At 59.1% G+C, this 18,998-nt stretch carries 15 protein-coding genes and 3 tRNA genes; 8 read left to right on the top strand and 10 right to left on the bottom strand.

Annotated features, from left to right (window positions below):
* The first annotated feature begins 10 nt into the window (after positions 1 to 10).
* Positions 11 to 1,000, top strand: coding sequence for a GlxA family transcriptional regulator (locus tag D7241_RS14820; protein WP_408102145.1), 990 nt, complete (start codon positions 11 to 13; stop codon positions 998 to 1,000).
* A 61-nt stretch (positions 1,001 to 1,061) separates the two neighbouring features.
* On the opposite strand, the gene zapE is transcribed toward D7241_RS14820, so the two are convergent.
* From zapE to D7241_RS14805, 3 genes are all read right to left on the bottom strand, one after another.
* Positions 1,062 to 2,156, bottom strand: coding sequence for a cell division protein ZapE (zapE, locus tag D7241_RS14815; RefSeq protein ID WP_408102144.1), 1,095 nt, complete (start codon positions 2,154 to 2,156; stop codon positions 1,062 to 1,064).
* Positions 2,157 to 2,311: 155 nt separating this feature from the next.
* A complete protein-coding gene (locus tag D7241_RS14810; RefSeq protein ID WP_408102143.1) occupies positions 2,312 to 3,670 on the bottom strand; it encodes a tryptophan--tRNA ligase in 1,359 nt (452 codons plus the stop codon).
* A gap of 199 nt (positions 3,671 to 3,869) precedes the next feature.
* Positions 3,870 to 4,496 (bottom strand): alpha/beta hydrolase, encoded by a 627-nt coding sequence (locus D7241_RS14805; protein WP_408102142.1) that lies wholly within the window; start codon positions 4,494 to 4,496, stop codon positions 3,870 to 3,872.
* A 251-nt stretch (positions 4,497 to 4,747) separates the two neighbouring features.
* Between D7241_RS14805 and D7241_RS14800 the strand changes: the two genes are divergently transcribed.
* On the top strand, positions 4,748 to 5,179 hold the full coding sequence (locus tag D7241_RS14800) for a YhcB family protein (protein ID WP_408102141.1): 432 nt from the start codon (positions 4,748 to 4,750) through the stop codon (positions 5,177 to 5,179).
* A gap of 36 nt (positions 5,180 to 5,215) precedes the next feature.
* Here D7241_RS14800 and nadC read toward each other — a convergent pair whose 3' ends face one another.
* The gene (gene nadC / locus D7241_RS14795; protein ID WP_408102140.1) at positions 5,216 to 6,064 is read right to left on the bottom strand and encodes a carboxylating nicotinate-nucleotide diphosphorylase; all 849 of its coding nucleotides are present in this window, start codon (positions 6,062 to 6,064) and stop codon (positions 5,216 to 5,218) included.
* Positions 6,065 to 6,410: 346 nt separating this feature from the next.
* Here nadC and D7241_RS14790 point away from each other — a divergent pair, with 346 nt between their 5' ends.
* The 3 genes from D7241_RS14790 to D7241_RS14780 all read left to right on the top strand — a co-directional run bounded on the left by D7241_RS14790 (position 6,411) and on the right by D7241_RS14780 (position 10,388).
* Entirely contained in the window at positions 6,411 to 8,693 is a 2,283-nt protein-coding gene (locus D7241_RS14790) for a DUF1631 domain-containing protein (protein ID WP_408102139.1), read from the top strand.
* 165 nt (positions 8,694 to 8,858) lie between these two features.
* Entirely contained in the window at positions 8,859 to 9,032 is a 174-nt protein-coding gene (locus tag D7241_RS14785) for a DUF3094 family protein (protein ID WP_408102138.1), read from the top strand.
* 60 nt (positions 9,033 to 9,092) lie between these two features.
* Entirely contained in the window at positions 9,093 to 10,388 is a 1,296-nt protein-coding gene (locus tag D7241_RS14780; RefSeq protein ID WP_408102137.1) for an NAD(P)/FAD-dependent oxidoreductase, read from the top strand.
* A gap of 170 nt (positions 10,389 to 10,558) precedes the next feature.
* On the opposite strand, the gene D7241_RS14775 is transcribed toward D7241_RS14780, so the two are convergent.
* The 6 genes from D7241_RS14775 to rluD form a co-directional block, all read right to left on the bottom strand.
* Positions 10,559 to 10,634: transfer RNA gene (locus D7241_RS14775), tRNA-Lys, on the bottom strand.
* 5 nt (positions 10,635 to 10,639) lie between these two features.
* A tRNA-Pro gene (locus tag D7241_RS14770) sits at positions 10,640 to 10,716 on the bottom strand.
* Between the two features lie 9 nt (positions 10,717 to 10,725).
* Positions 10,726 to 10,801: transfer RNA gene (locus D7241_RS14765), tRNA-Asn, on the bottom strand.
* Between the two features lie 217 nt (positions 10,802 to 11,018).
* Entirely contained in the window at positions 11,019 to 13,589 is a 2,571-nt protein-coding gene (gene clpB, locus D7241_RS14760) for an ATP-dependent chaperone ClpB (RefSeq protein ID WP_408102136.1), read from the bottom strand.
* A 245-nt stretch (positions 13,590 to 13,834) separates the two neighbouring features.
* On the bottom strand, positions 13,835 to 14,617 hold the full coding sequence (gene pgeF / locus D7241_RS14755; RefSeq protein ID WP_408102135.1) for a peptidoglycan editing factor PgeF: 783 nt from the start codon (positions 14,615 to 14,617) through the stop codon (positions 13,835 to 13,837).
* Positions 14,614 to 15,588: a 23S rRNA pseudouridine(1911/1915/1917) synthase RluD gene (gene rluD, locus D7241_RS14750; RefSeq protein ID WP_408102134.1), complete on the bottom strand. Its 975-nt coding sequence runs from the start codon at positions 15,586 to 15,588 to the stop codon at positions 14,614 to 14,616. The genes pgeF and rluD overlap by 4 nt, the downstream gene beginning before the upstream one ends.
* Before the next feature lie 384 nt (positions 15,589 to 15,972).
* On the opposite strand from rluD, the gene D7241_RS14745 reads away from it, so the two are divergent.
* From D7241_RS14745 to D7241_RS14735, 3 genes are all read left to right on the top strand, one after another.
* Positions 15,973 to 16,986, top strand: a complete 1,014-nt coding sequence (locus tag D7241_RS14745; protein WP_408102133.1) for an outer membrane protein assembly factor BamD — start codon at positions 15,973 to 15,975, stop codon at positions 16,984 to 16,986.
* An 85-nt stretch (positions 16,987 to 17,071) separates the two neighbouring features.
* A complete protein-coding gene (locus D7241_RS14740; RefSeq protein WP_408102132.1) occupies positions 17,072 to 17,308 on the top strand; it encodes a PP0621 family protein in 237 nt (78 codons plus the stop codon).
* A complete protein-coding gene (locus tag D7241_RS14735) occupies positions 17,298 to 18,890 on the top strand; it encodes a sensor histidine kinase (protein WP_408102131.1) in 1,593 nt (530 codons plus the stop codon). The genes D7241_RS14740 and D7241_RS14735 overlap by 11 nt, the downstream gene beginning before the upstream one ends.
* The last annotated feature ends 108 nt before the right edge of the window (positions 18,891 to 18,998 follow it).

The raw sequence follows: 18,998 nt of genomic DNA, 5'->3' as shown, positions 1-18,998 counted from the left end.
AAGAAAACGCATGCTCACCGCACAACCATTGAAACGCATCAGCATTCTGGCCACTGAAGGGGTGTTCGCGTCCACCCTGATGCATGCCAAGGATTTCTTTCATATGGCCAGCCTGCGCTACGGCAAACAGCTCGGCCTGGGGCTCAAGCCTGCTTTCGAGACCTCTTTAGTCAGCCCCGACGGCAAGCCTGTCAGCACCTTCAGCGGTACCCGCATCGAGGTAGACAGCGCATTGGATGTAACCGATGCAGTAATACTGCCGGCGTTCTGGGGCGATTTCGACGCGCTCTGCCAACAATATCCGCAGGTAACCCCGTGGTTGTTGGAGCGGCACGCGGCCGGCAGCGCAATCTGCGGCGAAGCCTCTGGAGCGTTCTGGATGGCCGCTGCAGGATTGCTCGACGATCGTGAGGCCACAACGCATTGGCGCTTTGCCGGGGAATTCGCCGAGCGCTTCCCGCGTGTGCTTTTTTCGCAGGAAAGGCACCTGACCGACAGCGACAATCTCTACTGCGCGGGCGGCATCACTTCAGCCTCGGACCTTTACATGCATCTGGTCGAGCGCTTCTGCGGCTCGAATGTCGCGCAAGGCATGGCGCGTGACATTCTTTTCGAGGTGCAGCGCAACTACAGTCCGGGACGGATAGGTTTCGGTGGGCAGAAGCTGCACCTGGACACACGCGTACTGCAGATTCAGGAATGGCTGGAAGAGCACTTCGCGGAAAAATTCCGCTTCGAGGATGTGGCGCGAGAGCACGGCATGAGCATCCGTAATTTCATGCGGCGCTTCCAGACGGCAACCGGCGATAAGCCGCTGCACTACCTGCAAAGGCTGCGCATCGAAACCGCCAAGAGCTTGCTCTCGACCACGCGCAAGAGCATCAAGACCATCAGCTACGAAGTTGGTTACGACGATGCGAGCTTCTTCGCGCGGCTGTTCCGCCAGCACACAGAGCTGTCGCCCAACCAGTATCGGCAACAATATCGGCACAAAAGCTGACGGCAAAAAAAACGGCAAGTTGCGCTTACGCGCTGGCTTGCCGTTCGATAGATGAGTCAGGTCAAGGCTTGTGCGGACGTGACAGATATTCGTGCGATTGCATTTCCAGCAAGCGGCTCAGGGTGCGCTGGAACTCGAACTCCAGGCGCCCGCCAGCGTATAGATCCTTCAGCTCGACTTCCGCGGAGAGGATCAGCTTGACGTTGCGGTCGTAGAACTCGTCCACCATGTTGATGAAACGCCGTGCCATGTCGTCCTTGGAGACATCCATCCGCTCGATATTGGAAACCAGCACCGCATCGAAGATCTTGCCCAGTTCAATGTAGTCGTTCTGACTGCGCGGTCCGTCGCACAGCTCGCGGAATTCGAACCAGGCGACACCGCAGGCGACCTTATGCGCAACGATCTCGCGATTCTCGATCATCAAGGCTTCGTTTTCCTGGATCTTGCATTTCTCAGGTAGCAAGCTGCGGAAGCTCTTTTCCAGACTCTGCTCCGCCTCGGCATCCAGCGGAAAGTGGTAGAGCTCGGCCTGCTCGAGCGCGCGGAGACGGTAATCGATGCCGCTGTCGACGTTGACGATTTCAGTGTGCTTTTTCAGCAGTTCAATGGCCGGCAGGAAGCGAGCACGTTGTAAGCCGTCCTTGTACAGGCCATCCGGCACGATGTTCGAGGTAGCGACCAGGCTCACGCCGTTCTTGAACAGCTCGTCGAGCAGGGTCGCGAGAATCATGGCGTCGGTGATATCGGAGACGAAGAACTCGTCGAAACAGATCACGCGAGACTCGTCGGCAAAGCGCTTGCCGATGATCGTCAGCGGGTTCTTTTCACCCTTGAGGGTGCGCATCTCCTCATGCACACGCTTCATGAAGCGATGGAAGTGGGTACGTGTTTTCTGCTCGAACGGCAGGGCATCGTAGAAGGTGTCAACCAGATAGGTCTTGCCGCGACCCACTCCGCCCCAGAAATACAGACCCTTGATCGGGTCCTGACGTTTTTTGCCGAACAGCTTGCCAAGCAGACCAGATTTGTTGCGATCGTCGGCGACCAGATCGTCATACAGACGCTGCAGATGACGCACGGCAGTTTCCTGGGCGGCGTCGTGGAAAAAGTCAGGACGTTTCAGGTCTGCCTGATAGCGCTCAAGAGGGGTCATGGCGGGGTCTGGGTAGTGAAACGGGGCCGACACTTTAGCCGTGCCCTCGGTGGTTGGCAATTTACGCAGATCGTTCAAGCGCTTGAGCCTCGGATGGAGTCAGGGGTCAGCCGGAACCGCCGGCCGTGCAGCGACCGGCGGGTACGGCTGGATAATTACACGGCAAGTGTCGCCAATGCCTGACGCAGGCGCAGCATGGCCGCTTCCAGCGATTTTTCATCGGTGTGGACAGGGCTGTCGGCGATGCATTCGCCATCAAGCCACAACGTAAACTGATTGCCTTCGTCGGCACGTAGCTCCAGTGCATCGACACCCTGCGCTATCAGGCGCTGGCTGATCACGCCAATCGCTTTGGGCTCGCCGAATGGGCGCGACAGCAGCAGCTCTTCACCGTCGGCGGCGAAAAAGCGGAAGCGGAAGCTGCCGTCGTTCTCGCGAAAGCTGGCAAAACGGGCCATCTTGCCGCCTTTCTTCTTCGCAGGAGCCGCGCTTTTCACATCGCTGCGGAAATTGCGCAGCCCTACGGCCTCACGTAATTCTCCGAGGAACGGCGTAGCTACCTTGCGCGCCTTCGCTGCTCCGACCTGGAGAATATCCTCCAGTTCGCCAGGACGTGTCATCAGTGCGTGATAGCGCTCGCGTGCCTCACCCAGCTCGTCGTCGAGCAACTGGAACAGGCGCTGCTTAGCCTCGCCCCAGGCAAGCCCGGCAAGCAGCTCACCACGAAACTCTGTCAACTGCGTCGGGGTGGCGAAGGCTTGATAGAGCGTGAAGAGGTGGGAATCGTCTGGGTCCTTGGGCTCGCCGGGCAGTTTGGAGTCGGTAACGATGCGGGCGATTGTGCTTTTCAGCTCCTTGGCACTGGCGAACAGCGGGATGGTGTTGTCGTAGCTCTTCGACATTTTGCGGCCATCGAGACCGGGGAGCGTCGCGACGCCTTCTTCGATCAGCGCCTCGGGAGCGGTGAACAGCTCTTTGCCGTTGCCAAACAAATGATTGAAGCGCTGGCCAATATCGCGGGCCATTTCCACGTGCTGGATCTGATCACGACCGACCGGCACCTTGTGCGCGTTGAACATCAGGATGTCGGCCGCCATCAGCACCGGGTAACTGAACAGTCCCATGGTGATGCCTGCATCCGGGTCTTCGCCCTTCTCGACATTTTTGTCCACCGACGCCTTATAGGCGTGCGCACGGTTCAACAGGCCCTTGCCGGCGACGCAGGTCAGCAACCAAGTCAGCTCCGGTATTTCAGGGATGTCCGACTGGCGATAGAAGGTCACCCGATCGGCATCCAGGCCACAGGCCAGCCAGGTCGCGGCGATTTCCAGTCGCGACTGCTGAATGCGCAGCGGATCGTCGCATTTGATCAACGCGTGATAATCAGCGAGAAAGTAAAAGGAGTCGGCATTGGCTTCGCGACTGGCCACAATCGCCGGCCGAATGGCCCCGGCGTAGTTGCCCAGATGTGGCGTGCCCGTGGTGGTGATGCCGGTAAGGATTCGGGTTTTCATACGATCGTCTCGATTCAGTCAGCGCTCGTCGCGGTGGAGTTAGCAGGCCGTTGAAAAACGTAGGCGAGGCAGCCAAAGCAAGGCAAAAATCGCTGAGAAAGCGGACCGGGCTCGCGTACGAGTTTACAAGTCGTAAATGAGCATTTCGAAGCGATTTTTTACGCAGTGTTGGCAACGCAGCTAGTTTTTAAACAGACTGCTAGCCCAGCCGCGGCGCAACCAGCTCTTTGAGCTCCACCAGCTTGCCGTGGAAAAAGTGGCCGCATTCTGCCACTTTAAGCAGCTCGTGGGGACGCTGAAGCCCAGCGGAGAAGGCATGCACCGACTCCGGATCGATCACTTCGTCATCGGCGGGCTGGATAATGGTCAGTACGCAACGCTCCGCCAATGGCTGATCCGCCAGTCGCGAGACCGCCGGCGCGACCATGAACAGATTTTCCAGCGACTCGCCACGCGCCTCGACCCGCCCGGCCAATGCCGCCGCCACGAAACCGCCAAAGGAAAAGCCCAGCAATGTCAGCGGTAGCCCGGGGTGCTGCGCCTGCAGCCAGCGCAATGCAGCTTCGGCGTCGTCGATTTCGCCAATGTTCATGTCATGACTACCGGCACTACCACCCACTCCACGAAAATTGAAGCGCAGCGTGATGTAGCCAGCATCGCGCGCGGTGCGCTGCAAGGTCGACACCACCTTGTTGAGCATCGTCCCCCCTTTGACTGGATTGGGATGACAGATCAGCGCCAGCCCGCGCGCATCGGGCTGATCGAAATACAGACCTTCCAGCACACCGGCCGGACCCTCTATGGAAATTGGGATTTCACGTTTCAACTAAGTAACTCCGTGACCTTGGGGCAAATCGACTCGTCTTGCTACACGCTGACTCATAATCACCGCATCGTGTCGCGGTATACAGGGCAGGTACGAGACGTTAACGTATCAGGCCGTGGAAAAACCACTGCACCAGGCGTGCAGAGCCCGGCTATCAGTTGCGTCCTGACCTGATAGCCGTCCTGTCCGCCCGTCACCGCATGGTTTTCCGCGGTCTGAACAGCACAGCCGTTTATATAGAGGAAGTACTCGTGGAACAGACCCTCGCGACCTGGTTGCTCCCGATCGTCGGTGTGATTGCCGGCATCGCTATTGGTTATCTAATCGCACGAAACAGCGCGCCGAACAGCACGCAGCGTCAGGTAGATGAACTGCAGGAGCGCCTCGACACCTATCAAAGCGAAGTGGTTACCCATTTCAATACAACCGCCAGCCTGCTGCGCAAGCTGACCAACAGCTACCAGGACATGCAGAATCATCTGTCCGAAGGCGCCGACAAGCTCGCGTTGGACGAGCAGACCCGTCAGCGCCTGCTCGCCGCGCTGCACAGCGAGGAGACCCATAGCCACCGGGAACGCCTCAATTCACCAACCTTCACGGAGCCGCCGAAAGACTACGCACCAAAGGACACCGACGTCCCCGGCACGCTACACGAGAACTTCGGTCTGAAAAGCAAGCACTGAGCCGAATGGCGGTACACGTTGTGGCCGCCTGCTAGATCATTGCTTTAGACGCATCGACAGATCAATTGCCCGGACATGTTTGGTCAGGGCACCGATCGAAATGTAGTCCACGCCAGTTTCAGCAACCGCGCGCAGCGTCTCGTCACTGATTCCTCCTGATGCCTCCAGCTTCGCCCGGCGCGCCGCAAGGTTTACTGCGGTGCGCATGTCTTCCAGACTCAGCTCGTCCAGCATGACGATATCGACTCCAGCTCGTAGCGCCTGCTCCAACTCGTCAAGACTCTCTACCTCGACCTCTACCGGCTTGCCCGGCGCGATGCGATGAGCAGCCGCAACAGCCTCGGCAATCCCGCCACAGGCGGCGATGTGGTTCTCCTTAATCAGGAATGCGTCGTACAGACCGATTCGATGGTTATGACAACCACCACAAGTGACCGCGTATTTCTGCGCCAGACGCAAGCCGGGAATGGTTTTTCGCGTGTCGAGCAGCTGGACGCCAGTGCCTTCGACGAGATCGGCGTAGTGTCTGCATCGCGTGGCAACACCCGACAGCGACTGCAAAAAATTCAACGCCGTACGTTCACCGCTGAGCAGTGCCCGCGCCGGTCCTTCTAGATGGAACAGGACACGATCGGCAGCAACATGCTCGCCGTCGGTTACCTGCCAGTGCACCGCAACCCGCGGATCGAGCTGGCGAAACACTGCATCCACCCAAGCCGTGCCGCTAATAACAGCCGCCTCGCGAGTAATGACCGAAGCATGGGCGAGCCGTTCGGCAGGGATCAACTGCGCCGTGATGTCGCCGGTACCGATATCCTCGGCCAATGCTTTACGTACATTGGTTTCAATTTCGGCGGAAAGGTCCGCAAGAGTGAGATTGGTCACGACGCGCTCCCATTGAGTTCGGCGAGAGTATAAGGCTTCGCCCGGCGATCGCGCAGAGGCGCACCGCTTCGAGAAGATGTCACGCCTGACTGATCTGGGTTCTGCCTGCGGTACTTTTCTGACCGCCTGTAGGAATTGCAGGAAGTATCTGTGAGCCGCATCATGTCCAAAACAAATCCGGGCTTGGCTGCTGAACTAGATGCCTATAATGGCCTCATAAATTGGCGCCACTGAAATGGCGATGATTTACCAAAACTTGACAAGCCGTTGTCCCGATCCATGATCAGCGGCATGCTATGTGTTGTTTGAGCACCTGAATCAGTAGGGTGACCCGGAGAGAGTCTCGATGCGAACCGATGCGAAAGTGGTGCACCTCAAGGCTGCCCCTGAGCAAAAGCCGACCTCACCGGCAGGTAGACTGCCTGTCGCGCTTATTAGCGTGCGCGACAAGGCTGCACAACAGCTGCGACTGGCGCTACAGACCCTATTCGACAATGCTGACGACTCGCTTTTCGAGATAGCCGACCGCGCCACCAGTAACGCCGAGCAGAACGCGTTCTTCGAAGCCATGCGCGACTTGCGCATGAAGCGTCGCAGTATCGAGCGCGGCTTCCTGCAGCAAGTTTTCGAATCCTTCGCAAAGCTCAATCAGTATGAGATTGGCAAACCTGCGCAGCAGGAAGCATCCTTCGATAGCCTGGCCCTGGTGCAGAACGACGAGCTCGAAGAATCGGTTGCGATCGATACCATGGTCGCCAAGGTGATGAGCCGCGCCACCCAGCCGCTGAGCCACCTGACCACCCGAATGAATGCACTGGTGAGCAAGAAGCTCGACGACAAGAGCAATCCGCTCGGTCCGCAGCAGCTTTGCGAGTACTTTCTGGAGGCCTGCCGCAGCCTGGGCGTGGACATCAAGGTCAAACTGATCATCCTCAAATTGTTCGAGCGCTACGTGCTAACGGATCTCGATCAGCTTTACGCCGAATCGAACCAGACACTGGTTGCAGCCGGCATATTACCGGAGCTGCAGTCGGCCCAGCCGCGCCGGGCGCCCAGCCGCCCTGCCGCACCGGGAAACAGCGCACCGCGACAAGGCTTCAGCGAATCGCCAGGATATATGGACGAGGGTGTCCACGAAGCGTTCGGCGCCTTGCAGACTCTCCTTTCGGAGCTGCGCGGAAGCGCCCTTCCAGCACGCAACGCTCCCATCGACGCGGTGCCGATTTCCAGCAACGACCTGATGCGCCTGCTCTCCCATCTTCAATCACGCACGCCGCAGCAGGTCGATGAAGTCGACCTACAAGGTCAACTTGAGCAACTATTGCATCGCGTTAGCGCCAAGAGCGGTAAATCCCGCGTGGTCGGTGAAGTCGACGAGGACGTCATAAACCTTGTGTCGATGTTGTTCGAGTTCATTCTCGACGACCGCACGCTGCCTGACTCCCTGAAAGCACTGATTGGCCGCCTGCAAATCCCGGTGTTGAAAGTCGCTGTTTTGGACAAGACCTTCTTCAGCCGCGGTAGCCACCCGGCCCGCCGCCTGCTCAACGAAATCGCCTCCGCCGCAATGGGCTGGGGCGATCAGGATGAAGCCCAGCGAGACAGTCTGTATCAAAAAATCGAGCAGGTCGTGGCTCGCCTGCTGAACGACTTCGTCGATGACCCCTCAATCTTCTCTGAGCTGCTTGCAGATTTCCTCGCCTTCACCGGCGACGAGCGCCGTCGTAGCGAGCTCCTTGAACAGCGCACTCGCGATGCGGAAGAAGGACGCGCCAAGGCCGAAATGGCTCGCCAGGAAGTCGAACATGCACTCAATCAACGATTGCTCGGCAAAATTCTTCCCGAAGTTGTGGTACGCCTGCTCCAGGAGGCCTGGAGCAAGGTTCTGCTGCTGACCTGCCTGAAACACGGCACTCAGTCCGAGCAATGGCAAGCAGCCCTGGCAACAATGGACGATTTGATCTGGAGCGTCGCACCGCACGACGATCCGGAGTCTCGAGCACGGCTTTTGGAACTGGTCCCGAGCCTGCTGAAAAATCTTCGTGAAGGCCTGGTAAGTGCAGCGTTCGACCCCTTTTCTACCAGCGACTTCTTCACCCAGCTCGAAGCGCTGCATGTACAGACGCTGCAGCAATTCAAGCAGCCGACTCAACCAGCACCGACTCATGACCCGCTCGCCCGCGGGGAAATTGTCACCGAACAGAAGCTGGAATTGCCTCCACGCGAAGAGCACGCCGATGAAGCCGAAGCTCCTGCAATGGTTGAGGTTGTTGCGGAAATCGTGCTGCTTGCCCCTGGCGAGAGCCGCGAGCAGGAGCCTGAGATAAACCTGGCAGACAATGACGAGGCATTGACTCAGGTGGACAATCTGCGTGTCGGCAGCTGGGTTGAGTTCCAGGAAGACGAAGATCACAAGCTGCGTTGCAAACTGGCCGCAGTGATCAAGCCCACGGGCAAATATATCTTCGTCAACCGCACCGGCATGAAAGTACTCGAGAAGACGCGCATGGGGCTCGCCATCGAGTTCCGTCGTGGCGCCATCCGCCTGCTCAACGATGCCCTGCTGTTCGACCGCGCGCTGGAATCGGTAATCGGTAACCTGCGCAGCCTGAAGAGCAACGGCCACTAACTTTTTTCAATTCGGGGTGTATGCCCCACCCACCACGCAAGCTGCCACAACCAGCTGCCGGCTTCCTGCCGGCACGACTGACTCACTGGCAGTTATCGACCAGCTACGCGCTTGGCTTTTGCCGTCGCGCCGCTAGAATGCCTGCATCCCCCTTTCGAGGTGCGTATGCCCAGCCGCCTGAAACCTGAAGACCAGAAACGCGTTGATCAATACCTAAGCGCGCCGCAGCACCAAGTCGAGCGTCAGCCTTTTAGGCCCTGGCTGCTCCTTGTGCTGGTGCTGGCCGTGGTGATTGGCTTGGGCTTGCTGAGCCGCCTCCTGAGTCGCCTGGTGTTATGAGTATTTCGATACCCCTCCCAGGCGCAGACCTAATTCCGCAAAGCCTTATGAGTTCATTCCATGACACATCGCATCGTAATCGTTGGCGGCGGCGCCGGCGGCCTGGAGCTTGCCACCCGCCTGGGTAGAACCCTGGGCAAGCGCGGCAAGGCCCGCATCACTCTAATCGACGCCAACCTGACGCATATCTGGAAGCCCCTGCTGCACGAGGTGGCCGCCGGCTCGCTGAATTCATCCGCCGATGAGCTCAACTATCTCGCGCAGGCCAAATGGAATCATTTCGAATTCCAGATGGGCCGTATGAACGACCTGGAAAGTGAAAGTAAGTGCGTACACCTTGCCGCCTCGTTCGATGAGCAAGGCGTCGAGCTAGTACCCGCGCGCACCCTCAGTTATGACACGCTGGTGATTGCAGTCGGCAGCACTACCAACGATTTCGGGACCAAGGGCGCAGCCGAGCACTGTATTTTCCTCGATACGCGCGCGCAGGCTGAACGTTTCCACCGCCACCTGCTCAGCCACTATATGCGCGCCCACGCCAGCGAGGGCCGCCACAGCACCATCAACATGGCCATCGTTGGCGCCGGCGCAACCGGTGTCGAACTGGCCGCAGAGCTTCACCATGCCGCACGCGAACTAGCCGCCTACGGCCTGGACGGAATCAAACCCGAAAACGTCCATATCAGCCTTATCGAAGCAGGCCCGCGAGTTCTGCCAGCGCTACCGGAGCGCATCAGTCAGCCAGTACATCAGACGCTCCAACGCCTGGGCGTGACCGTACTCACCAACGCTGCAGTCAGCGAGGTCACGGAAGAGGGGCTGCATACCAAGAACGGCGACTTTGTGCCCGCTACGCTGAAGGTATGGGCCGCCGGTATCAGAGCGCCTGGCTTCCTCCATGAAATAGGTAGATTGGAAACCAACCGGATCAATCAGCTGGTGGTATTGCCGACACTCCAAACAACCCGCGACGAGAACATCTTCGCCTTCGGTGACTGCGCCGCCTGCCCGCAACCGGGCAGCGACCGCAATGTGCCGCCGCGAGCGCAGGCGGCGCACCAGCAAGCCTCGCTGCTGGCCAAGTCGATCGCCCGACGGCTCGAAGGCAAAAGTCTGCTCGATTATCGGTACCGTGATTACGGCTCGCTGATTTCTTTATCGAGCTTCTCCGCCGTAGGCAACCTGATGGGCAATCTCACCGGCAATGTCATGCTCGAAGGTTGGCTGGCACGCATGTTTTATGTCTCGCTGTACCGAATGCACCAGATCGCACTGTATGGAATCGCCCGTACCACGCTGATGATGATTGGCGACAAGCTCAGCACTAGCACCGTACCGCGTCTTAAACTTCATTGATTAGCCTGCCGCCGCGCCTCCCGCGAACCGCATAGGGGAAGGCGCTGGCGCGGCAGTGGAAAACGATTGACGGCGCGTGACATGAACGCCGAAGAGAAAAACGTAGATAAGAAAAAACCGGAAGACCCTCGCGGACCTTCCGGCTTCTTACGCCTCTTGCGAAGCGGTTTTGGTGGGTCGTGTGGGATTCGAACCTACGACCAATTGGTTAAAAGCCAACTGCTCTACCAACTGAGCTAACGACCCAAAAATGGTCGGGGTAGGGGGATTCGAACTCCCGACATCCTGCTCCCAAAGCAGGCGCGCTACCGGACTGCGCTATACCCCGATTGGAATTTGGCTCCGCGACCAGGACTCGAACCTGGGACCCAATGATTAACAGTCATTTGCTCTACCGACTGAGCTATCGCGGAACTACTACTTCCAGCTCATTGGATTGTCTGCGATGCTGCTTTGCAAACCCCCCTCAGAGGCGCGCCATTTTACGGTTCTCGGCGCGCCTGTCAACAGAAAAAATGCGATTTACTACAATGCGTTGCGCGATACCATGACCCGTGCGGACAAGCATGCTCTGGACCCCGCCAGCACAACCGCGAAGCCGCCCCGTTCGAGCGGCTCTGCGAAGCGAGGTCAAGCACTGGCGAAGCGGATCTCGCCGGCCTCTACCTTGCCAACGATGGCTGAACCTGGCCCGAACTCACCAGACAGTATGTTCTGAGCAAGCGGGTTTTCGATCCAACGCTGGATGGCGCGTTTCAGCGGACGTGCGCCATAGACCGGGTCATAGCCAACGGCAACCAGTTTATCCATAGCCTCGTCACTCAGTTCGAGGCTCAGCTCGCGCTCGGTCAGACGCTGCCGCAAGCGACCCAGCTGAATCTGAGCGATGCCGGCGATCTGCTCGCGCGCCAGCGGGTCGAATACCACCACCTCATCGATGCGGTTGATAAATTCCGGCCGGAAATGGCTGCTCACCGCGTCCATCACCGCCGCGCGCTGCGCATCCGGGTCACCCACCAACTCCTGAATTTGCGTCGAGCCCAGGTTCGACGTCATGACGATCACGGTGTTGCGGAAATCCACCGTACGACCATGGCTATCGGTCAGGCGCCCGTCTTCCAGGACCTGCAAGAGAATGTTGAACACGTCAGGATGAGCCTTCTCAACCTCATCCAGTAGCACCACCGAATACGGCCTGCGGCGCACCGCCTCGGTCAGGTAGCCACCCTCTTCGTAGCCCACATAGCCCGGCGGCGCGCCAATCAGGCGGGCCACCGAATGTTTTTCCATGAATTCGGACATGTCGATACGAATCATTGCCTCCTCTGTATCGAAGAGGAACTCCGCCAAGGCCTTGCACAGCTCGGTCTTGCCCACGCCGGTCGGCCCGAGAAAAAGGAACGAGCCACTGGGACGATTCGGATCGGCCAGCCCGGCACGTGAGCGACGGACCGCATTGGCGACGGAAACAACAGCTTCGTGTTGGCCGATCACGCGCTGGTGCAACAAGTTTTCCATCTTTAGCAGTTTCTCGCGCTCACCCTCGAGCATCTTCGATACGGGAATTCCGGTCCACTTCGAGACCACCTCGGCGATCTCCTCGTCGGTCACCTTGTTGCGCAGCAACTGGTTCTCGGACTTGCCATGCTGGTCGACCATCTGCAGGCTGCGCTCGAGATCGGGAATGATGCCGTATTGCAACTCAGCCATGCGCGCCAGGTCGCCCTTGCGCCGTGCCGCCTCGAGATCGGCCTTGGCCTGCTCAATCTTCTGCTGCATCTGAGCGGAGCCCTGCACCTCGGCCTTTTCCGATTTCCAGATCTCATCGAGGTCGGCGTATTCGCGCTCCAGCTTGACGATTTCCTCGTCAAGCTTGGCCAAGCGCTTCCGGGTCGCCTCGTCGTCTTCGTTCTTCAACGCTTCGCGCTCGATCTTCAGCTGAATGAGGCGGCGATCGAGGCGATCCAGTTCCTCGGGCTTGGAGTCGATCTCCATGCGGATGCGGCTGCCGGCCTCGTCGATCAGATCGATGGCTTTGTCCGGCAATTGGCGATCAGTGATGTAACGGTGCGAAAGCTTCGCCGCCGCAATGATCGCGCCGTCCGTGATGGAAACGCCATGGTGCACCTCGTAGCGCTCCTTCAGCCCGCGCAGAATGGCGATGGTATCTTCCTCGCTCGGCTCGTCGACCTGCACGCGCTGGAAGCGTCGCTCCAGCGCCGCATCCTTTTCGATGTACTGTCGATATTCGTCGAGCGTGGTTGCGCCGACGCAATGCAGTTCGCCACGGGCTAGCGCCGGCTTGAGCATATTCCCGGCGTCCATGGCACCCTCGGCCTTGCCAGCGCCGACCATGGTGTGCAATTCATCGATAAACAGAATGACTCGACCTTCCTGCTTGCCCAACTCGTTGAGCACGGCCTTGAGTCGTTCCTCGAACTCGCCGCGAAACTTGGCCCCAGCAATCAGCGCGCCCATGTCCAGTGCCAGCAAACGTTTGTCTTTGAGCCCGTCCGGCACCTCTCCGTTGACGATGCGCTGAGCCAGACCTTCAACAATGGCGGTCTTACCCACACCCGGCTCACCAATGAGTACGGGGTTGTTCTTGGTTCGACGCTGCAGCACTTGAATGGTCCGACGGATTTCATCATCGCGCCCGATAACCGGATCGAGCTTGCCATCCTCGGCACGCTTGGTCATGTCGACGGTGTATTTATCCAGCGCCTGGCGCGACTCCTCGGCATTGGGGTCGTTGACCGCATCGCCACCGCGCAGATTGCTGATGGCATTTTCCAATGCTTTCTTGCTCACGCCCTGTGCCAGCAGCAGCTTGCCCAGACGGGTGTTGCTATCTAGCGCGGCGAGCAGTACCAGTTCGCTGGAGATGTACTGGTCGCCTTTCTGCTGTGCCAGGCGATCAGCCTGGTTCAACAAGCGCGCCAGATCCTGCGACATGTTCATGTCGCCCGTAGGATTCTGCAGCTTGGGCAGCTGATCCAGCTCCTTGGTCAGTGCCTGGCGCAAGCCGTTGATATCGAAACCCACCTGCATCAGCAGCGGCCTGATCGAGCCACCCTGCTGGTCGAGCAGCGCCTGCATCAGGTGCAGCGGCTCAATGGACGGATGATCAAGACCAACCGCGATGGACTGGGCATCGGAAAGCGCAAGCTGCAGCTTGCTGGTCAGACGATCGATACGCATGTAATCACCTTTCTAGTAAGGCAGGCCGGCGCACTCAAATCGCACCTCGACAAAGCCTGCGTGATGAAACTTAGATGAGGTTGATCGATGGAGATTCAAGTCGAAGCGCCGGACGCGTTCCGAACCGAAAGCCAGAAGGACCATCAGGCGCGGCGTCAACGCCGTCAGGCTTTCCGTATATCTTGAAGCTTGCAACCTATTGCCGCCCTTGCCGTCCAGCCCTCAGCGCTTTCTCGGCTTTTTACTTACGGCTTGCAGCTTGAGGCTTGAAGCTTGCCGCTGCTTTTATCTATCCAGATAAGACTGGCGAAGCGCCCGGTGCGGGCGGTGCGGGCGGTGCGGCGATAGGAGTAGAAGCGCGGATCGCTGAAAGTGCAGAGCTCACCGCCGAACACCGCGGTAACGCCGCAAGCGGCGAGGTGAATACGGGCAAGATGGTAGAGATCAGCCATGTAGCGCCCGGCGTTGGGGCTTGGCCGAAAGGCTTCTGCCGCCACCGCGTGCTGCTCGATGAATGCTTCACGGACCTCAGGGCCAACCTCGAACGCATCCGGCCCTATCGCCGGCCCCAGCCAAACCAGCAGCTGTTCGCCCGGTGATTGCATGGCCGCCACGGTCGATTCCAGCATGCCACTCGCCAGCCCTCGCCAGCCGGCATGCGCAGCGGCCACACGAGTACCGGCCCGATTGCAGAAGAGTACCGGCAGGCAATCGGCCGTCAGCACGGTGCAGGCGATACCGGTGGCATCCGTCCAGCTGGCATCCGCGATCGGGACAAGAGCCGGATCGGCCTGGACGGTTTTGGCCGAATGCACCTGGCTCAGCCAGGCGGGTTCGCAACCGAGAAAATTTCGTAGGCGCTGCCTGTTGGCCATCACCGCCGCAGGGTCATCACCGACGTGATCGCCCAGATTGAAACTGTCGAAAGGTGGCTGACTCAGCCCTTCGTTACGCGTCGTAACGCAAGCCCGCACATGCAGAGGCGCCGGCCAATCCGGGGTGATCCAGTCGTCAGGCCAGCGATTCACCCGACGAAGGCCTCGCGATCCTGCTGGAGCAGCGTCAGCAGCCAGACGAAATCATCCGGTAATGGCGACTCCCATTTCATCCGCTCGCCACTGACGGGATGGTCCAACTCGAGGAAGCGCGCATGCAGCGCCTGACGCGGGAAATCTCGCAGGGTCTGCACCATGGTTGGATTCGCCGCGGGCGGAATGCGGAAACGGCCGCTGTACAGCGGGTCGCCAACCAGCGGATAACCGATATGGGTCATATGCACGCGAATCTGGTGAGTGCGGCCAGTTTCAAGTTTGACTCTGACATGAGTGTGCGAGCGAAAGCGCTCAAGCACTCGATAATGGCTGACAGCCGGCTTGCCGCCTTCGACCACCGCCATGCGTTGGCGCTGTTGGCCGTGCCGCCCGATCGGCGCATTGACCGTGCCACCCGTAATGATCACGCCAATGACGATGGCTTCGTAGATGCGGCTGACACTGCGTGCCTGCAGCTGCTCGACCAGACGCGTCTGCGCCTGCAGCGTCTTGGCGACCACCATCAGACCCGTCGTGTCCTTGTCCAGGCGATGCACGATGCCAGCGCGCGGCACATTGATCAGATCCGGCACGTGGTGCAGTAAGGCATTGAGCAGCGTACCGTCGGCATGACCAGCCGCCGGGTGCACCACCAAACCGGATGGCTTGTTCAGCACCAGGATGTGCTCATCCTCGAAGACGATATCCAGCGGTATGTCCTGCGCGACCCACTCCCCCTGCGCCTGCTGTTCAGCGGAAAGCTCCAGAACGGCACCGGCATGCACGGTATCGCGGGGGCGCAACGAGGCGCCGTCGACGGTCAGCTGACCATCCTTGATCCATGCAGCGAGACGCGAGCGGGAGTGCTCCGAGAAAAGCTGAGCCGCGACCTGATCGAGACGCTGCCCACCGAGATCGAACGGCACCTCGGCGCGAAGTTGAATGGCCTGCGTGGAGATCGTGGACATAATTATGAGCGCTTCAAAGTAAGGGGGAGCTAGCGGCGTGGCCGTCTTGCTAAGTAAGAAACAGCAGGCGAGCGCCGCCGTATTCGATAGCTGGCCGTGTCATCGACGGAGGCAGCCATGGGATTCAAGAACTGCAGCCTAGCTGCAGGTCGCTCATTAGCCATAGGCAGCATGATCGGTACAAACTACCGATTGACCTCAGGCGCGCGCCGAGGCTGTTTACCACGATGAACATAGCCTTTGGCTGCAGCACAGGTGGAGCCTTTGGTTTCAGCAACACGCTTGTGTTTAAATACGGCGTCTTTGTCCCGGCCAGCCGGGACGCTCATCATAACAGGACGGCTCAGCGCGAGACAGCCAGCCGTCACAGGGACGCAAGCCGCCATGCAAGTGAAACACCTGCTGCTGATCGCCATTTTCGCCCTCACCGCTGCCTGCTCATCCAACGAAACCATCAGCGAAAACCTCGGCGAAGCGGAACTGTACCGGCAGGCGCAGACCGACCTGGACAACAAGAGCTACACCAGCGCCATCAACAAGCTGAAGACGCTGGAGTCTCGCTATCCTTTCGGTCGCTTCGCCGAACAGGCACAGCTGGAGCTGATCTACGCGTACTACCGGAACTCCGAGCCGGAAGCCGCCCGCTCTTCCGCCGAGCGATTCATTCGTCTGCACCCTCAGCATCCCAGTGTCGACTACGCCTATTACCTGAAGGGATTGGCCTCCTTCGACCAAGACCGCGGGCTGCTCGCGCGCTTTCTGCCGCTGGATATGACCAAACGTGATCCAGGCGCCGCTCGCGACTCTTTCAATGAGTTCGCGCAACTGACCACTCGCTTTCCGAACAGCCGCTACGCCCCGGACGCCAAGGCGCGAATGGTTTATCTGCGTAACTTGCTGGCGGCCAACGAAATCCACGTTGCCGACTACTACCTGCGCCGCCAGGCTTACGTTGCCGCGGCCAATCGCGGGCGTTACGTAGTGGAAAACTTTCAGGGCACGCCAGCTGTCGGCGATGGGCTCGCGGTGATGACAGAGGCCTATCAACGACTGGAGCTGGACGATCTCGCCAGTACCAGCCTGGAAACCCTCAAGCTCAACTACCCGGAACATCCCAGCCTGGAAGATGGCGAATTCGTGCCACGGGAAAAGGAAGCCGACAATCGCAGTTGGCTATCCCGCGCCACCCTCGGCCTGATCGAAACGGAAAACGCAGCCCCCGACAGTTCGCAATCCAACCGTGACGTGGTGCGCCAGTACGAAAACGCCGCGCAGGATCTGCCTGATGAGCTGCGCCCGGTCTTGAGGGAGGCGGAAGCCGAAGCAGAAGCCGAAGATGAACAGCAAAGCGAAGGCCGCTCTTGGTGGAGCTATCTGACCTTCGGTCTGTTCGACTGAGATAGTGGCCCAACGCAAAAGGCCGGTCCGATCAGAGCACAGCCTGCCAGATCGACAGGTTACGGTTTAGCCAGGAACTAGAAATATGGGTCTGTTTCGTCTGTTGTTCTGGATCATCTTGATTGCTGCGGCGTTCTGGCTCTGGCGTCGCTTGGTAAGCAAACCTGCAAATATCAACAAACCGCAACAGACCACTGTGACGATGGTTCGCTGCGCCCAGTGCGGTGTGCATCTGCCACGCGAGCAAGCATTACAAAACCACGACCAGTGGTACTGCAGCCAGACGCATCTAGAACAGGACAGCAAGTCGGGTGGGCACTGAAGGGCTGACATTCTTCGGCTACCAGGGTCGACGAATCCTTCGCATTTATCATCTTTATCGCGTCGCGATCGGGCTAGTGCTGGTCCTGCTGATCAGCAGCGATCTGCACAATGACCTGATGCGCATGAGCAATCCGGCGGCGTTCCAATACGGCGCCTGGCTCTATCTGATCCTCAATATCGTTATCGCCGTCCTGCTACAAAACCCGAAACGGGAGCTACCCGTTCTCGCCCTCGCGCTGATGGACGTAACGCTACTCGCAGCGCTGTTCTATTTCGCCGGCGGCACGCCAAGCGGCATCGGCAATTTGCTGATCATCGCCGTTGCCATTGCGAACGTTCTGCTACATGGGCGCATCGGTTTTTTCATTGCAGCGGTTGCAGCTACCGGCCTTATCTACCTGACCTTCTATCTCAGCCTCAGCGATACCACCGCGAGCAATCAATATATCCAGGCTGCAGCGCTAGGGACGTTATGCTTCGCCGCAGCGCTGTTGGTACAAGGTCTGACGCGTCGGCTGCAGGTCAGTGAAACCCTGGCCCACCAGCGCGCAGAGGAAGTCGCCAATCTCGAAGCGCTGAACGCGCAGATCCTGCAGCGCATGCGGACCGGGATTCTCGTGCTAGACCCACAGCAGCGCGTGCTACTTGCCAATCAAGGCGCACTCGAACTGCTCGGCCAACAAGCGCTGACCGGCGAAAGACTGGCACCCCGCTGCCCCGAATTAATCAAAGGGTTACAGCAATGGCGTGATAATCCAACGATGCGCCCTCCCACCTTCAAGGCAACGCCGAGCGGCGCCACCCTGCAACCGAGCTTCGCCGCCCTGCAGCACGGTGTGACGCAGGACACGCTGGTCTTCCTTGAGGACATCTCGCAAATCGCACAAAAGGCCCAGCAACTCAAGCTGGCATCGCTCGGCCGGTTAACGGCGAGCATCGCCCACGAAATCCGCAACCCGCTCGGGGCGATCAGCCATGCAGCGCAGCTGTTGCAGGAATCCGAAGCGCTAGATCCCGCGGACCTTCGCCTGACGCAGATCATCCAGGATCATTCGCGACGGATGAACCTGGTTATCGAGAACGTGCTGCAACTTTCGCGCAGACGCCAGGCTGAACCGCAACTATTGGATCTGAAATACTGGGCGCATCGATTCGCCAGTGAATTTCGCGGGGCGCTCCCGCCCCACCAGAGCGTGCATGTTGAAACCAGGGGTAGATCGCTGCAGACCCGCATGGACCCCAACCAATTGATCCAGATCCTGACTAACCTGGTGCAGAATGGTCTGCGTTACAGCGGCCAGACACATGACCAGGCACAGGTATGGCTACATTTGTTCCGCGACGAGACCAGTGATCTGCCAGTGCTGGAAGTGCTTGATGATGGACCCGGCGTGCCGACCGAGCAGGTGCAAAACATCTTTGAGCCGTTCTTTACCACGGAGAACAAGGGCACCGGGCTGGGGCTGTACATTTCACGAGAGCTGTGCGAAAGCAATCAGGCGCGTCTGGACTATCGTGAAAGAGACGAGGGTGGCAGTTGTTTCCGTATCGTTTTTGCTCATCCGCGCAAGCTGGGCTGAGGCCTGCGAGCCGGCACAGGTCACACATCGGTGATGGCCACGGTACAAAGCGCGCGCGGTAGCGTTAACATTGCAGGCCTTCGCCAACCGTCGTAATTGAAAGACCGA

The sequence above is a fragment of the Stutzerimonas sp. VN223-3 genome, from assembly GCF_045999685.1.
In the GTDB taxonomy this organism is placed as follows: Bacteria; Pseudomonadota; Gammaproteobacteria; order Pseudomonadales; family Pseudomonadaceae; genus Stutzerimonas; species Stutzerimonas stutzeri_AR.
The sequence above is the reverse complement of the archived record's forward strand: the minus strand, read 5'-3'. Positions and strand labels throughout refer to the sequence as shown.

Coding starts and splice junctions, on each gene's coding strand:
- D7241_RS14820 (WP_408102145.1), top strand. CDS start 11: ATGCTCACCGCACAACCATTGAAACGCATCAGCATTCTGGCCACTGAA.
- D7241_RS14785 (WP_408102138.1), top strand. CDS start 8,859: ATGCCCAGCCGCCTGAAACCTGAAGACCAGAAACGCGTTGATCAATAC.
- D7241_RS14745 (WP_408102133.1), top strand. CDS start 15,973: ATGCAAGTGAAACACCTGCTGCTGATCGCCATTTTCGCCCTCACCGCT.
- D7241_RS14740 (WP_408102132.1), top strand. CDS start 17,072: ATGGGTCTGTTTCGTCTGTTGTTCTGGATCATCTTGATTGCTGCGGCG.
- clpB (WP_408102136.1), bottom strand. CDS start 13,589: ATGCGTATCGATCGTCTGACCAGCAAGCTGCAGCTTGCGCTTTCCGAT.
- rluD (WP_408102134.1), bottom strand. CDS start 15,588: ATGTCCACGATCTCCACGCAGGCCATTCAACTTCGCGCCGAGGTGCCG.
- zapE (WP_408102144.1), bottom strand. CDS start 2,156: ATGACCCCTCTTGAGCGCTATCAGGCAGACCTGAAACGTCCTGACTTT.
- D7241_RS14790 (WP_408102139.1), top strand. CDS start 6,411: ATGCGAACCGATGCGAAAGTGGTGCACCTCAAGGCTGCCCCTGAGCAA.
- D7241_RS14810 (WP_408102143.1), bottom strand. CDS start 3,670: ATGAAAACCCGAATCCTTACCGGCATCACCACCACGGGCACGCCACAT.
- D7241_RS14780 (WP_408102137.1), top strand. CDS start 9,093: ATGACACATCGCATCGTAATCGTTGGCGGCGGCGCCGGCGGCCTGGAG.